Below are 16575 nucleotides of genomic sequence, written 5' to 3'. Positions count from 1 at the left end.
CATTGGCGATTCTGTGCGGGTCCATGGCTCCCGATGATTCTACTCCTGGTAGACGCTTCACTGTCGGTGACACTGAGCCTGCTGAGTCAGCGTTCGGCGTTCTCCACCACACGAGTTCTCGTCGAATTGGCGACGAGGAGTTGGCAGGAGCTCTGCTGGCACTGGTTGAGCAGTGCTCGGAGATCTCAGTACCGGTTTCGAATGTCTGCATCGTTGTAACAGAGGACAGAGTCAATATCGAAGTCCCTCGGAAAACACTCCGTGTCCTGCTGTGTTGCGACAAACCTACCGAAGTGACATGGAGAGAAGTTCAGCGTAGGGCTCCACAGCTGCCCCCGAACCACGAATGGATTGTGGTTTCCACCCGTTCTATGACCGCAAAAGCAAAACAGTGGATCAAGGAACTCCAGGGCGGGTCTGCGATGCATTATATCGAGCTCTCGGGTTCGGTTCGGGAAGCAGAAGATACTGATTCCGCAGGAAACTCTGTCGGTGATAACTCTCCTCCGAGAAATTGCTTCTCACGAGTAGAGAATTACTGGATTCGAAAGTTGGTATTGACAGCGTCGGAACGCACACTCCGTCGAAACTGAGGAAAGTGACTCTGTTGAAACACTCAGCAACTGATAGAAACGACGTGCAAAGTATAGAGAGCGGATGCAACAACCAGCCATCGCTCTGGAGAGTTTATAATTCTATTGTCATTTATTCACATCTGCTTAGGGCCGTCTCTAGAGCTAGCAAAAAGGAAACGTCGGGAGTACCTTCGTCCATGGAACTTGGCTTAACGCCTGGATGCCGAACCCCGCGATAAGGAACGCGATACCCCAGACGCCGTCTGTCACCTCAACAGCTTCCTCGCTGAAATCCTGCAACATGAGGTCCTTCCCCGAACTCCGGAGATGATTGGATGTCGATTTGATTGCTTGGATTGCGAGGAATACCCCGCCGAACAGGTCGAATGCCAAGCCGTAAAATTGGGTTCCGAGTCCGATGGTCGTCTCGATATATACGCCGATGGCCAGTAGCAAGATGAGGAGGAGAACAGGGACAGGGCGGAACGCGTTTGCAACGGCTGCGGCAGAAGCGTCGATAGACCCGGCGCTTGCTGTGTTTTCGACTGCACCGAGCTTTGTGATTAGGAACTTGTTGAGCGTCTTTGCCCGGTCAACCATGTGCAACAAGACGGTTACCGTGTGCAACGGGAGAACGATTCCAGTGACGAGTAGCGGAGCAAGCCCAGCTTCGCAACCGAGTTGTGCGATGTAGAAAAGTAGTCCGACAACAGCAGTTATGGCGATTCCGAGCAACCCCGCCTGCAAATAGTCCATACGCCCAGCGTTCTCAACTTTGTCTCTATATCTATCGCGGCGGGTTCGGGTCATTGACCTTCCATCTAAATCGAAAGTCCCCTCAAGGTAATCGCGGCCGAGATCAGTAATCTGGAATTCGCCGTGGCCCAGATAGTCCACGAGACGGTGGTCCTCAAGCGTTCGAAGATGCTCGTGGATATCGGCAGTTTCGAGATCCACGTCTTCTACGTCGTCGGGAAGATCGCGGAGTAGTTGGTCACGGTTGGTATCGAACTTTTCTTCGATGTTCGGTGCTGTCCCCGAGCCGCCACCGAGATTTAGAACACCCAGAATTGCGTCGTGAGCTGGTCCCATCGGGTCAGCCCGGCCGTGTGCCATGATCCGGATTTCTCAAGAATATCAATTATCTCTGCCGATAGAGCATTTCACCTTTCATAGTCGGTGTCGTATTCAGTGCCGTACCAGCCACGGACTATGCCGTAGAGTCGTGGGTCGATCCGCCGCAGAAATCAAAGCGTCAACGACTCGTCGTGGTAAGGCATTGATCCAGCAGTTCTGTTCCTGTTTTTATACCCATTCAACAAGTGATACGAAGACATCCTATCTCGAAAGATCTGCATCCACTGCTGCTGAGCTGAATCCCTGCGAGACTCGCGCCCTGTATCTTGCATGCCAGTACAAATATTATATCAATCTGGATTTTCCGAAACGCTCAGTCTGCACGCATAGTGAGCAGACGATTCGGTCGCAGCAGCTTTGAAATCAATCGGTCTGTGACCTTCTTTCCCCACTCTATTGGTCGGTCTATCTCCCCGGCCTGCCCGCCCTCAGTCCACCCAGTGTAGATCAAAGACTCATCGGATGACCCGACGCATAATTGGAGGTGAGGAGGGAGAGTTGTACACAGACATCACCTACTCATTCCTTCTGCAGTATAGACACGGCAGAGCAACCAAGCTCTAGATCTTCTTTCCAACTCCGGCTGTTCCATCTTCATGAGCTGATAGGAGATGACGCGAAGCTACTGCATCGCCAAGTTCGTCCATCACCTGATCCACACTCTGCCGACTTCCTACTATGATAATCTGCCTCTCTGAGGCGTCTCGAAGCAAATCACACATAATGTCAATGGTCTCAACATCAACCCTTGCAAACGGCATATCCATAATAGCCGGTGCGTCAACGCCCTCCAATTCACCCGCGGCTAAGATCAACGCAAAAGATACGAGATTCTTTTCACCTGCTGATATAAGTGAACCCTCACTCTTGAGAGAATCCATAGTAAGATATTCCTCAGATTCATCAACCGCCAACTGCGTCTCCATCTCAGACAAAGACTGATTGACAGACCTAAGATACTCTCTGCTCACATCTACCGAAGCAGAATCGTCTAATTCCATACCGTGAGCCGCATAATTCCGTAACTTCCGGGCTCTCTCTACCAGTTCTCGGTACGAATGACCTTCTTCCCAAGTATCCAAACCGAGAGTTTGCTCGGGGTCGTAAAACGAAAAAGGACGTACGTCAGCAGGGATCAGCTTTCCCAGGTATTCGTTCGGGTTTTGGATCGTTTTCCACTCTTCACCCTCCGACCGAGCCTTGACAACGGGATCTTCAATAACATTTCTTTTGCCAGTCGGTGTTTTAATCGTAGAAATTTCCCGGAATATACGGATAGACTTCGACTTCTCCGAGTCAAAGAGCTCAACATAGATCTCTGCAGAAACCCGTTCATCTACCTCAATCTCATCTACCAGCTGGCGATTCACATAAGGCAGAAGATTATCCTCATTCCGATCACCGAAGAAGCACAGTTCTAAAGCCTCAATAATAGTTGATTTTCCCGATCCATTCGGGCCGCTAATCAATTCTATATGCCGGTCTTCATCAGCATCAAAAACAAACTCATGGCTGCCTTGAAACGCACGAAAATCTTCAATACGGAAATGGCGAATGCGGAAAGACACTACTGATAGTTCTGGGCCAGGACATATGAATATTTGGCTGCACTGTTATCCGTTCACATTACTCCAAGTATCAAGAACGGCGATATCGCGGCGGATCCGCTGTTTGATATTTCTTGAACGGCAGTCAACCAAGAGATAGCCGGTAGTGTCGTCATCTCCTGATTGCCAAACACCATAGAGGTCAACCTTCGGTAGTCGAATAATGCCGAACAACATTGCATGAACGTACAGCAACAAACCAAAGTCACCCCAACTAGCGGAGGTTTCTTCGGGGAGAGAATCAGAAAATTCGACAAGATGACCTAAGATGTTCTTCTCATGCGCCATCTCTTTTGCATTTCTGTCATTAGTGAAAAATAATAGATCGTAGCCCGAATTATTTTTGAACTCCTCACACTTTTCTAGTATTGAAGCATCACCTTGTTCGGACGTTATTTCCTCCGAGTATATCTGGTTGTCAAGGTGCTGATAATACTCAAGTCCCAGCCTCTGTTCTCGAGGCTGGCCCTTGAACTGATTGAACAATCGCTCATAATTAGGATGGAGCTCATCAACTAGCTCTGACGGATTCTTTATTTTTTCAGGCCCGCCATACCGATGCAGTTCGTCTCGAACACCAGTGACCAAAAGTGATCCCTGTAAACCGGTATTATTTGGTTCAATGCCTAACGAGTCCGCTAATTGCCAGCGAATAATGTTTGAGTCAAGAATACCGTATACTGGTCGATGACCCTCGCTTGGATCACGTCCCGCATACCTACTGATGAAGTTGTCAAGATCGGATTTATTGGCGAAGTCAAGTACTGAAGTTGTGAATGATCGAACGTATGAGCTTTGTTCAGGAACCTCTGATTGTGCTTGCTTCCCCATTATTGTTGACCGAGCTTCGCCGTACTCGTCAGCCGTTTTCTCAAATCGAATCGTTGAGTTATGTGGATGGCCGATTTCAAAGGTGTAGAGATCACCAATCTTGTCGGATAGATGGCTGACCGTGATCTCATCCTCTGTCTTAGCAATTGCATTTAGAACAATGTTGAGGTCGCTGCGGTGGATTTTGATACGGTCTTGTTCAGTCATCGTTGCCCTCGGTGGTGAAGTCTGATAGAATATCTGTTAATTTGACCGCTGTTTGTGGTATTGAAGGGTACAGTTCGGTATCCAATGTATGTGGAGGAACGAGGTAGTCTAAGTGGTAAACATGGTCAGCATCTACATTGTCTTTTATCGCTTGCTGCAACAGCAGGGAACCATAGATCGATGGTCTGCCTGTAATATCAAGAGCTACGGTAGAATCTGTAACTTCGTTGAATAGTTCTGATGCGTGTGCTTTGAATTCTCTCGGACGATCAGGAGTTTTGTGAACCTCTACTTCCATCTTTCTGCCGTCTTCCTCACGTAAAGTGTCTAAGACAGATCGAGCATTTCCAACTTGATCGGAAGTGGTGGAGGTCGCAAGGATGTGGACATTACGCGGGTATACTTCCTTATCGTAAGCTGCGAAGATTGGGTTCGCTATATCTCGAGAGTTGTAATTTCCCGTAGTGAACCACATATCAATCATAAAAGTGTGTAACACCCCGGCGTATGAAGAAACCACGTGTTATTAAAGGCAGATCCACAGGTGCGAGACTCTCAGCTGACACCTGTTGAGATCGAATCCGTCGATTGTCCTGAAACGCTCAATTAAGAGTTTCTATTCAGCAATGACTCAGCTCACATTACCGTCTCTTTATATTCCTTGTGTAGATCTTCGAATTTGTTCCTGAGATCCTCCTTAGACGTGTTAAACTCCATTTCCGAGGCCCACCCATCACAAATCTTTGCTAATTCATCATATAGTGATGTAATATCTGAATCGAAGTCGAAATCTTCGCCAATTATTGAAAGCTTCTGATATGTTTTGGCAGCACTGGACAATTCATTTTTCAACGTTTTGAGTTCTGCCGGATTTCTTTGAGATTGCCTGTCCAGACTTTGGATTTCAACTCCAATTTGATAGCCAACCTGTTTCCACTCCTCCTCACTGATATCGCCCCCCTGGCTTTGCAACCAATCAAGAGCGGCTTTGGAGACCCGGGACGCTACAGACCCGACAATTGCTGCTTCTAAACCAGACATGGTTGGATTTGATAATGATTATACAAGTATGTTTGCAACGCAGTTCCTCTGCTGAATATGCACGCTTAGTGAGCGGTTGGTTCAGAGGAGACAGTGTGAGACAAACAGAGATACTATGCTGACTATAAACTCTGTATCTTGCCTGCTAGTTCTGTCAGTAGTTGATGTAATCTAGACGTTACTGAAGCGATACACTCGCAAGTTGGGGCTTGAAGTAACAGTTAGGCGTCAGGATCGCTTTCCGGGGAATCCTCGGACTCGCGACTACTCTGTGCATAGTATTCGGCTCGCTTCTCTCGGTCTCGCATCATTTCGTCATACATTTCGGCTTTCTTTTCCTGTTCTAACTCTTTGAGTTCATCTGGCGGTTGGCCGTCTAAGAATTTCTGAAAGCGAAGTTCAGCTTGGACGACGCTGTCGTCTCTAAGAGTATCATCAATATATAACGCATCTAATAGTAACCGTGCTTCTGCATCGGTTAGTTCTGCAATCCCATCTGGCCCCTTCTGATACTTGTCCACTGCTGAAAGTCCAGCTTTCGGGAATTGTTCAATCTCAAAGTTCACTTGGATTGCATTATCTGGAATTTCTAACGGTGATTGTCTATATTCTGCTTTACGTACACCTTGTTTAAGAGCCTCAGTGAATGCTCCCGATATGTGGGCTGCCGAATATAAAAATGCGAAAACGTCGACGAGCTCATCAATCGAGCCTGCTTCATCCATCAGCTCCTGAAATACTTCATCCCGTTCCTCTTCCGGCCAATGTTCGAATAGAAGGGAAAAATCCAGAATAGTATCCTTTACGCGTTGTCTGATAGCATCCCGATGATCCTTTTGTGTCTGTCTGTGGTATCCGCTTCCGTCGCTTTTGAGAAATTTCCGGGTCCCTTTCGTGAGCATGGCATTTTGTCGATCGGTGTCTCCAGACATTATATCTGACATTCAAGTGAATTTGACTTAAGTGTACCGCCACGTATCTTCTCTACATGGTCCGAACGACCACGCAGGTGATCTCAGGAGGTCGGGTGACGATCCACCGACCAATCCGATCAGAACTCGGGATCAAAGAGGGTGATCTCGTAGAAATCGAAGTTCGTCCCGTTGACGGAGGAAGGTCGGCGTGATCGACGCGATTGAGGAGCATCAAGAGGAACTCGAAGAGATCGCCGAACGAGACGACCTGCAGGTAGCGCGTTACGCGAGACTGCTGCTCGAAGAAAGTTAACAGAACGGCCCGATGGAGGGGCCGAAAGACACGACTCAACGGCGACAACCCGGACAACGCCGAATTGTCGACCCTTTCTAAGAGAGGTTGACATTTCGGTGTTTCGCCTAAAAAATCGACCAAAAATGTCAAAAACACACGATTCAGACAATGGAGATGAACTGGATGATGAATATTCAGAAAACCACCCCCATGAAGACGGGTCTCCTGACGCAAAATCCAGCTTTGAGGCGGGGGGGACGGATTCGACGGGGGCGGGTTCCGTGGGTTGGGGAGACATCGACTTCGGCGAGCTCGAACACGGAATTTACCCTCCCGCACTCCATGAACAGGAGCAGTGGATGGCACGGCTCCCCCGCGCGAAAATCCCGTTCGCACCGTGGGGCGACCCGGACGCGCCTTCCGCGTGCAACAGCGCTGATTGTCCAGCAGACCGTGCCGACGATCCCGACTGTGATTGCGACGCTCGCTTCAAATGGGGATATCCCGGCCATTACCGTGACGGCGACACGTTCGACAAGGACGCCGACGCCTACCGGAAGCGCGGGGACATTGCTGGGCGAGTTTTCATCCAGAGAGAGAGCGACCCCTTCATGTTCGTCGATGGCGACGACGTTCGGGATCCCGACACCAACGCGGTACACCCCGAGTTTGTTCGGATTCTCGACGCCCTCGGTGGGACCTACGGTGACGTCAGTGATTCCGACGCGGGTGTGCATGCATACTACATCGGCGATCTCCCCGACGAGCAGGGGCAGGCCGTCTTTGAGATTGACACCGAGCCTTGGGGGAGCAACGACGACCCCCCGACTGTCGAGATATACGCGAATAAGCACGTATGCGTCACCACGGGCAACCATATCGCCGGCACTCCCGACGACGTCCGGGAGTTGGACGACGACGCGCTCGAGGAGATTCTCGACGAGTACGACGCCCGCAAAGAGACGACACCGGTCAATCACGACACCGACCGCAACCTCGACGAGTACGATGCCCGCAAAGACACCGGGCCGGTCGACCACGACACCGACCGTGACCTCGACCTCGACGGATACGACCCCGACGCGACCGACGCTGAGGACACTATCGACAACATCCGGGACCTGCTCGCGGCTGTCGACCGGCTCCGGCCGTCCGACCTCCCGCTGCGGACCCGGCAGGTAGACACCGACGCGACCGGGTGGGAGAAGTGGGACCCGTCGACCTATCGGACCTCCACCGGGGGAGACAGTCTACACCGTCCGCCGGGAGAGCCCGTCTTTCACGACCACAAGCATGGAGAGGCTTTCGGTGTCCTCTCCCTGTTTGCGGCCGAGCAGGGGGTTATCTCGGACCCGTGGGACCGGCTCGCCGGGAGCGATTGGTTCGGCGCCGTCGACGCTGCTCGCGACGCCGGCGCGCCAATCCCTGAGTACGACAGCGACGACACCGAACCCGTCGCCGAGCTCCCCCTCGCGAAACTCGACGCCCTGACCGGCACCGACCGCGAGCGGTTCGCCAGAAAGCGCGATCTGAATATCCCGACCACCGACGACGCTCGTGACCGTCTCCGTGACGCCGTCCTCCGGGAGCTCCAGGAGGGCAATACGACCGTCCTCGATGCCCCAACCGCCCTCGGGAAAAGCTACACTGTCTCGAACGAGCCCTGGCGGCGCCACGCGGATGTCACCGGCGAGAGCCCCGTCGTCCACTTTCACCCCACGCGGGACGCCCGCGACGACGCCGCCGAGACTACCCGCTCGTCGGGCGCGACCGGCGCGGTCCTGAAAGGCCGGAAAGAGCGGTGTCCCGTCGCCGGGGGCGACCATGACCCCGTCGAGGACCCCGACGCCGAGGACGCCCCCGAGCAAATCGTTACGATTGACGGCGACGCTGCGAGCGCGTGGTTCGACCGGCAGTGTGACGGGAAGGGGGTCCCCTTTTCGACGGCCCATGCGCTCGCCCGCGATCGTAACGACCAGGCCCTCGACGAGCTCCCCTGCTGCGAGGACGGCGACTGTCCGGCCGTCGCACAGTGGGACGGGCTCCCTCGTGATGACGACGGCGAACCTGCCGTCGATGTGATTCACGCGACCCACCAATTCGCCTATGTCCCGTCCCTCCGGCGCGGGGTAAACGTCGTCCTCGACGAGCAACCTGACTTTACGACCGGCCTCGGGCAAGAGCGAATCCGTCGGATGGTGAACGCTTACCTTCGGGTGATTGACGCCCCCGTGAAAACGTGGGAAGCGTTCGTTTCCCTCGCCCGGTTCGATCCCACCGGCGGCCGGAGTGACGCTGGCGCGGAACAGGACGCCGTCGACGACGCCCTCGGCACCGACCCACCGACCGAGTGGTACGTCGACGATCCCGACGCCCACACCCTCGCCCCCGACCTCACCCTTGCGGTGTGGCGCGCGCTCAGGTGGGAGGACGTCGACAAAAACGGCCGCCGGAGTACGAAAGTGCTTCACAAACCCCCTCGGCTCGACGCCGACGACGGCGACGGCTACGCCGGGACGTGGCTCTCTGTCGTGATTGACGACGAGAATACTGTCCGAACGGTTCGGGCGACTCCCGACTTTACCCAGGCCCGCGCGGTGGTCGGGCTCGACGCCCACCCGAGTATGCCCATGTGGGAATTGAACGCCGCGCCAGGCATGACCCGCGACGCCGTCCTCGACCCCACCGAGCGGCGACTGTGGCGTCGCTACGAGCGCGGACTCTCTATCGTCCAGGTGGGCGACGCGACCCGCCCCCGCTCCGGTGACGCCGCACGGGAGTGGATGAACGACGAGCGGGTTCGGACCGTCCTCGACGCTCTCCGGGCCCACTACGGCGACGGGTTCGACACCGCAATTACCACCGCTCAAGTCGAGCCCGTGGTTCGGCGACTACTTGCCGACACCGTCGACGACGACCTCGCCGACGAGCAAACCCTTCACTACGGACAGGAAAGAAGCCGGAACCCCAACGCCTTCGCCGACGCCGACGCGGGGTATGTGTACGGGTGTATGGACCCCGGCGACGACATGATTCTCGACGTCCTCGCCGAGTTAGGGCTCGACGCCGAACCCGCGACGGCTAAAACGGAGGACGGCGACACTGTCCGGGAGAAAGGTCGGACCTTCGATGGCCTCGACGCCGATACCGCCCGCGCGGCCCTCGAGAGCGTTCGGGAAAATCACGTCGCCCAGGCCGCCGGTCGGTATGCTCGCGCTCCCAAGGACGACGACCGGACGACGGTGTACGTCCATACCGACGCCGTCCCTACCGGGTTCGCCGACTTTCAGGTGGGGGGTGTCGAGTGGCTGGCGACCGACACCCAACGGGCGATACTCGACGCACTCGCCGACCAACCGAGCGCGACCACGCGGGAGCTCGCCGACGCCGTTGGCTGTACGAAAGAGCATGTTCGAAAAACGCTCCGGCGACTCGTCGACGACGACCGGGTGGTTCGGTTCGCCGGCGACGGCGACCACGGAGCCGACGTGTATCGGGAGGACGGTGTCGCCGACGCCCTGCTCGACCTCGGGCTCGGTAAAACCACCAACGTACCCCTAGAGGACACTAGTAGGTGGTCGTTGGCGGTTTGGAACCTCACGAGGGACGACTGTCGCGACCAACGGGGTGAGTCACCCATGACCGCCCCGGACACTCCTGTCGATCGCGGTGACCCACCTCCCGCCCCCCGCAACTGACCCCGCCGACCTTGGTGTGTGTTCGCCCGAGTGTGAGCGGCAGCGCTGTGGTTATTTTCGCTCCAACATCGGTCATGGCAGGACATGAGATTGAAAGTAGCATTTTTTAGTGATTTTTGGCCTAAGTTTCGAAATTGCGTTTCCCATCGTCACAGAACCAGAAGAATGCTCATCTACGCTTTGCGTTTCACAATTATGATTGTGAATCAGGGATTTTGGTCTGAAGGTGAAAACAGTATCACTAGTTTTTGCGCGGGGTTCGCAGATATTCGCGAAATTCGCGCGAATACGGTCTTTTGGAGACATAATAGTTGGAGCATGTACTTCTAAGGGGTTTCGTAGGGTAGTACACCAGATCTTCGCTGCAGTCGTTTTAGATTAGTTCATATATCTCAGTTACACCTTTACTCAAATCTGACAATACTTTTAGTGAGAGAGTAGATGTCCACAAAGTACAGTTCAATGCCGATTGTTGAAGTAGAATATAATTCTTTATTTTCCCACATTATATTCTATACGTTTAAGTCCCGAGGTCTCTAGAGCGGTTTACTGGAAAATATAATTCACCGTCCAAACTCGTACCTGTTTACCCCTACCACTCCCTGGGTCCACTGAAAGATTCTGAGTCAGAAGTCAATTTGTGAAGAGTTACAACAGTATGTGGGAACTCTTCCAAAAGAGTTAGAAAGGTATTGTTCTCCCCACTATCCCAATTAGCGTCAATGGGTCAAAATGATATTACCGTTGAGTGTTATTTGTATTAGCGGGGTTTGTTGGTACTGTCTTTGTGATTGGTTCAACTGTGACGTTACGAACGGCGATTGTACCACTATTTCCCTTTCTCATGCCTCTAAACTCTAGATTCGAGGTATAGTTCTCTAAAGTGAGCGTGAAAGTGATACTTTCCCAGCCGTCGGTATGGCTAATGTTTGTTTTCGCGAGTGGATCGAGATTCGGGTCTTTCACGGCTTCCAGCCGCAAACCGGAGTCTTCGCTCTGGCTGTCGACGTTAACCCGGTAGGTGACGTTATAGGTTCCCGGGGGAAGCGACTCGTACGGGCCGAACCAGATGATTTCGTTCTCGCGCCCGTGCGTACTCTCAATCTTGTTGTCGTAGAGAACCCCAGAACCAACCGAGAGCTCAGTAGCGCTGTAGGACTTGTGTGGCAGACGGTACTTGTGAGTGATACCCTGGGGTTTACCTTCATACCCTTTCTTGAAAATCCAAATACCATCCTGATACCGGTACAGCCCGTATTCGTCACCTAGTTGATCCTGGTAGGCTTGCTGGACTTCTTTTGCCCAGTTCTCTGGACGAATATTTATTTTGGTATCGAACATTATGTACTCCGGCTTCTTAACGTCGTAGAGTGTCGTATATTTCTGGTACTTTTTCGAGGACCCGATGAACAACGCGGTTGGCCGATCTGCCACATGTGGGTAGATCTCGTTTTGTGTGACAAGCGATGCGTCCTCTGGGATTGACTCGATGGCAGCGTTGACTGTGTCGGTGTGATCGTTTTCTTGGGGGACCGCCTGGCGTTCGATCCCTGTGCTCAGCCCGGCTATGACATTCAGCACGAGAATCGCGATGAAAATCCGCTTCATGAGGGTCCGGGATTCGGTAGTAAACGAAAGTCTCCCGATCACCCTGACTGCGCCGATATACAGGAACGGGAGGAGATACAGTGGGTAGTGGGCACCGAACATGTAGTACACTTCGGACCCGGAGAACAGCCAAGCAAACCCAATGAAGGGGGCTATGCTGGTGATAGTGAGTTCGTCGAACAGTGACATGAACGCGACGGGGACAAAAAACATCACGAGGAAAATGGACTTCTGCATCATGTCCATTGTGATGCTCTCCCAGATGAGCAACGGGTGACTCAGCATGAGGGAGACGAGCTCACCAGTGCTAACCCGCTGGGTTTCGATGAACGGCCGGAATGGCTCTGCAATCGCTGTAACGGGAATCCCCGTGAACTGGTTGTACTGCGAAATTACGTACCCAGACAGTAAGTGTGTCCCGACGACCATTGCTGCCATTGCAACGAAAATATACCATTCGTCGCGAAGTGAACGGGTGCTCGAGCGGGAGGTCGCTGCGATGAATCCAAAGATCGAGCCGCCGATGATGAAGACTAGAAATTCATTGGTCAGCAATATTGCAGCAATCGCTAGCAAAAACAGTTTGTGACGCTGTTTCAGATAGAGATAGTACGCCCCCAAGATCAGTGTTGGCAGGAATATCTGTTCCTGGAAGTCAAATAGCCATGCTGAGTAGAGAAACGGGTTCAGTGCGTAAGCGAGTACGGTGAATTTTGCCAAGCGGACTGATAGGTGCTCACGAGCAACGATCCACAAGATGGGGATACTGAGTGCAAGGCTGGCTGATTTGATTATAAAGAGTGTTTCCTGGGCAGGGAACAGCCAGTAAATCGGGTACACAGCAAATAAAGTCACAGTGAAGTGTTCTCCCCAATAGGCACTCGTTAGGTTCCCGATTCGGTAGCGACCGGTATGCATGAAGCTGATACCTTCGCGGGTGGTCTCGAACGCGTGTACGTATGAACCGAAGTCGCCACCGGTCATCCAGAAGCTGCGGTACAGGAGGATCATGTATACGGTGAGCCCGATGAAGAGAACAAGGGCCAGTGCAAGGATGTGCTGAGTGTCGCGGCTGACCGTCTCGTCGACGATACTCCAGCGATCCCGAAGATGGGTGGTAAGTGTGTACGAGTGGTCTGTTTTCCAGACTAATACGTCGCTTGCGCCGAACCCCCAAGCAATACCAGCCCCGATCGCAAAGAGGTTCGCGATTAGGTAGTGAATCTGGAAGAGCTCGACAAGGGCTATCAGGGTAATTAGATGGATGACGATCCCCACGACTCGCGTGCCACCGTACTTGAGTCCACGCCAGACCCATGCTTTCCAGCCTGATGAGCCGTACTCATTCCAAGTCCAGGCGTCGTTAAGTGCGTAGTTGACAGTCAGGCTTACTGCCTGTCCTAGGAAGGCTCCGATAAGATACGCCAGCCCGATAATCCCGGTGGCAAGGTACAAAATACCTTGGTTGATCCCCACCCCCGCGGCACCAACGAGTAGATATTTGATGAACCGCCGGTTCTTGGCGGTGTCAAGTGACCACGTTGAGTCAGTAAGGGAGAACCTACTCATCCGCTACCCCACCAACCACGGGCTGCAAGTCATCGTTCTCAGTGGGCTTGGAGCGCTCTGGGAGAGTAGGCTCGACATCAGGGATCGATTCGCTTCCCGTCGTAAGCAGATGCTTGAGCCTGGTCATGACCGTCGGGATACTCCGTTCGGCAGCGAGCCTGCGAGCAAGATTACAGCGGGACTCGTATGTCTCACGATCTGTCCGATACTCTTCGAGGATCCCTTCGATCAAAGCAGCCATCTCTCCAGTCGTATCCCCCTGGAGGATCGCATCGTTTTCGCGAACGTGACTAATGAGCGATGTTGTAACGACGGGCGTCCCAGAGGCACAAGCCTCGTTGATTACCATGCTATCCGTATCGACTCGGGCTGGGTGGAGGACGACATGTGCTTTCGAGTAGATATCCGCCAGTTCCTGTTCAGTCAAGACCCCTAGTCCATCTATGTGTGGAGTGTCAGCTGTCCCGGTGGTAACAACCGATATATCGTCTGGAATCCGAGCAGTGATCTCTTTCGACATGTCCCACCCTTTCTCCTCGATGTGGGCGGAGGTTACGAGGACAGTAAATTCGTCATTCAGTGGAGATCGATCTGGGCGGAACAGAGTTGTATCGATAAAATTGGGAATAAAGACGCTGTCTTCGTGATCGCAGTCGAACACCGGTGTTACCGAGTGAACCGTGTCGTACTGTGCCAGATCGGACTCCCCGAGTGTCCGATACAGAAGTTTGACCGCTGTCGGAACTGCTCCATAGTGATCCTCAATGATATTGGGAGAGACGTAGAGCCACGAGTGAATCCCGGCGATATATCGGTCTGCTCCAGGGAAGTTCAGGGTTTTCGCACCTGGATGGTAGAAAACGTACGCAGTGTCGACATTGGAGAGATCGTGTCTCCAGGATTCGGAGTAGTCAACAGGGTCATCTATTACCTGCTCAGCGTTGACTTTCCGTTTGCCGCCTGGTGCGTAGGGGAGAGAGTGGATCGAGACATCGATGGCGTCGTCTTCTGCCAGATGGTTTGCAAGATTGACTGCCCACTTTTCCCCACCACGGAAGTGCTCAATCGAGAAGTGGGTGCAGATTGCGATTCTGGTCTGTCCAGCATCTTTGCCTGCAGTTCCGCCGTCAGTGACTGATGTACTCTTGGTAGCTTCCGAGTCCTGGAATCGGAGGTTGAGTAAGTGTTTCACGAACGCCTTGTACTCGGAGGCAGTGAGATTACTCTCACCGCGCTCGCGCCCTGTGAAGGTGTACGGTATTTCGGTGACAGTATCGTAATTAGCGCGCGCGAGTACTTCCAGGAGTATCTTGTACCCGCTAGGATTGAGCTCAACACCTTCAAGGATGTTACACCGGACGGCAAAGAAACCGGAGATGGGATCAGAGATTCCATATGCTGAGCTCACGCTAACTTTCGCTAGCGCCAACGCTCCCCAGCTTATCATCTTCCGGAAGACCGGCCAATTTTCGACCCCAGCATCGTCGGTGTAACGACTCCCGATCGCGATGTCGGCGCCGTTATCGAGAGCGTCAACGAGCTCAGGTAGCTTTTCTGGAGGATGCTGGAAGTCTGCGTCGATCACGGCACAGTAGTCCTTGGTGGACTCCTCGAACCCACGCGTGACGGCTGTCGCAAGCCCACTTTCGTCTGTGCGGCGGATAACCGTGACCCGATTATTGTCGCCAAAGAGGTCTTTCGCAACTTGCCAGGTGAGATCCGGTGAATCATCGTCAACGATGATTATTTCGGCATCGTAATCCTCCAGTGCCTCAAGACTGTAGGCGACGATTCCGCTAATGTTCCTGCGCTCGTTGTACGTTGGGATGATTAGTGAAACGCCGCTTGTCATGGTTGTAGATCCCTAACAAGAGGTACATCACACGCCGTACAGACTGCGGCATTCGTCCCCTTGTACTGCTTCTGAGTGAGCTCCCCCCTTTCGCAATATGGACAGTCGGCTCCAAGAACTAAACTAACCGGAGAGTGAAAGTTCACTCTTGATCACCACCTGCACCGTCCGTTTTTATTACGATCCATTCACCCTCTTCAATAAACCAACCAAGAGTATCGCCAGAACTGATCTTTTCTCGGTTCCGAACAGGTTTTGGGACAGTAGTGGTATTGTTGTCTGTTACGGTGGTTTCTGAAATGGGGTTCTTATCTCCCATGGTATCCCAAGCAGTGTACTGTTAAATAGTAATCAGTATCCTAACAGTAGAGTATGTCATAGTAAACGTCATGTAGGCACTATCTGGTTGAGGGGTTGAAAAGTAAGCAAGCGTATCGGAAAGTGCTCATGAAACCCACGGACCTCCTCAGCGAAACGTTAGATGAGGACAGCGAAGACGTTTTGGGAGAACAAGCGCGTCCTAACACCCGTCCGGTGGTTTGGGGTGCGTCTCGATACAGTAGGGTCGCTGCTAGAGGCTGTTGCAATCTAGAATTGTTAGGTGTCGATCGTACTCACGGAGCGGTCTGGAACTGGGTTTATACACTGTCTAAGTCACAGGGTCTACCCGCCGACGGCGTCGCGGGTGACGAGAAACAAATCAAGGTTGACGGCGGGAAAAAGTGGCTGTATGCGACGTCGGTACAGTCTCGAAATTACTGCTTGAAGCCGACGTGTTCAGTCAACGTGGTACTAACCCTGTAGTGTCCACGAGAGGAAACCTTCCGTTAGCCAATCAGAACGCTTCAGATTCTGATGACGGCGTTCCTACATCGACTTACGAGAAACAGATGTCGCCGACACAGAATCTCTCATCGATGCTACAAACTATCTAACTGTCCTCGTGCGTCGTGAATTAATCGGTCGGCTTGACTATCAAGATAGAAACCGCATCGAAAATGGTTTCACACTGTCACCATGCGAATTGCCCGCTTGCACTTGTGTTAGCAGAGCAATCAATCCAGCACGAAACGCTGACTGCGGCGATTTAGATACCACTCCAACCACGAACGGCCGAATCAAGCGCCAAATGGCCAAACTCCTGCTGAGAAAAGTCAGAACTAAACAGTATCATTAGAACATACAGGAATAGGTTGTTTATATGGTGGAATCGCAAGAAGGAATTGAACCCTTTTTATGTA

Annotated in this window: 10 protein-coding genes and 1 pseudogene; 2 read left to right on the top strand and 9 right to left on the bottom strand. The window is 52.8% G+C overall.

What is annotated here, in order from left to right; translation table 11 throughout:
* Window positions 1–737: 737 nt before the first annotated feature.
* The 6 genes from WDJ60_RS02560 to WDJ60_RS02535 form a co-directional block, all read right to left on the bottom strand.
* Complete coding sequence (locus WDJ60_RS02560) at window positions 738–1691, bottom strand: hypothetical protein (RefSeq protein WP_340098290.1); 954 nt, start codon at window positions 1689–1691, stop codon at window positions 738–740.
* A 581-nt stretch (window positions 1692–2272) separates the two neighbouring features.
* The gene (locus WDJ60_RS02555) at window positions 2273–3280 is read right to left on the bottom strand and encodes an ATP-binding protein (protein ID WP_340098289.1); all 1008 of its coding nucleotides are present in this window, start codon (window positions 3278–3280) and stop codon (window positions 2273–2275) included.
* Between the two features lie 45 nt (window positions 3281–3325).
* Complete coding sequence (locus tag WDJ60_RS02550; protein WP_340098288.1) at window positions 3326–4357, bottom strand: hypothetical protein; 1032 nt, start codon at window positions 4355–4357, stop codon at window positions 3326–3328.
* Complete coding sequence (locus tag WDJ60_RS02545; protein WP_340098287.1) at window positions 4350–4841, bottom strand: hypothetical protein; 492 nt, start codon at window positions 4839–4841, stop codon at window positions 4350–4352. The genes WDJ60_RS02550 and WDJ60_RS02545 overlap by 8 nt, the downstream gene beginning before the upstream one ends.
* A 152-nt stretch (window positions 4842–4993) precedes the next feature.
* Window positions 4994–5398: a hypothetical protein gene (locus tag WDJ60_RS02540; protein ID WP_340098286.1), complete on the bottom strand. Its 405-nt coding sequence runs from the start codon at window positions 5396–5398 to the stop codon at window positions 4994–4996.
* A gap of 221 nt (window positions 5399–5619) precedes the next feature.
* Complete coding sequence (locus WDJ60_RS02535; protein WP_340098284.1) at window positions 5620–6330, bottom strand: DUF8102 family protein; 711 nt, start codon at window positions 6328–6330, stop codon at window positions 5620–5622.
* A 636-nt stretch (window positions 6331–6966) separates the two neighbouring features.
* Here WDJ60_RS02535 and WDJ60_RS02530 point away from each other — a divergent pair.
* Window positions 6967–10305 (top strand): winged helix-turn-helix transcriptional regulator, encoded by a 3339-nt coding sequence (locus WDJ60_RS02530; RefSeq protein ID WP_340098282.1) that lies wholly within the window; start codon window positions 6967–6969, stop codon window positions 10303–10305.
* A 738-nt stretch (window positions 10306–11043) separates the two neighbouring features.
* On the opposite strand, the gene WDJ60_RS02525 is transcribed toward WDJ60_RS02530, so the two are convergent.
* The 3 genes from WDJ60_RS02525 to WDJ60_RS02515 all read right to left on the bottom strand — a co-directional run bounded on the left by WDJ60_RS02525 (window position 11044) and on the right by WDJ60_RS02515 (window position 15653).
* Window positions 11044–13482: a GtrA family protein gene (locus WDJ60_RS02525; RefSeq protein WP_340098280.1), complete on the bottom strand. Its 2439-nt coding sequence runs from the start codon at window positions 13480–13482 to the stop codon at window positions 11044–11046.
* Window positions 13475–15334 carry a glycosyltransferase gene (locus WDJ60_RS02520; protein ID WP_340098278.1) on the bottom strand — a complete coding sequence of 620 codons (1860 nt, stop codon included), beginning with the start codon at window positions 15332–15334 and terminating at the stop codon, window positions 13475–13477. The genes WDJ60_RS02525 and WDJ60_RS02520 overlap by 8 nt, the downstream gene beginning before the upstream one ends.
* A gap of 142 nt (window positions 15335–15476) precedes the next feature.
* Window positions 15477–15653 (bottom strand): hypothetical protein, encoded by a 177-nt coding sequence (locus WDJ60_RS02515; RefSeq protein WP_340098276.1) that lies wholly within the window; start codon window positions 15651–15653, stop codon window positions 15477–15479.
* A 128-nt stretch (window positions 15654–15781) separates the two neighbouring features.
* On the opposite strand from WDJ60_RS02515, the pseudogene WDJ60_RS02510 reads away from it, so the two are divergent.
* Window positions 15782–16498: pseudogene (locus tag WDJ60_RS02510) on the top strand (IS6 family transposase).
* The last annotated feature ends 77 nt before the right edge of the window (window positions 16499–16575 follow it).

The organism is Salinibaculum salinum (assembly GCF_037645885.1).
GTDB lineage: Archaea > Halobacteriota > Halobacteria > Halobacteriales > Haloarculaceae > Salinibaculum > Salinibaculum salinum.
Note: the sequence above shows the minus strand (reverse complement) of the source record. Positions and strands in the feature narration are given on the sequence as shown.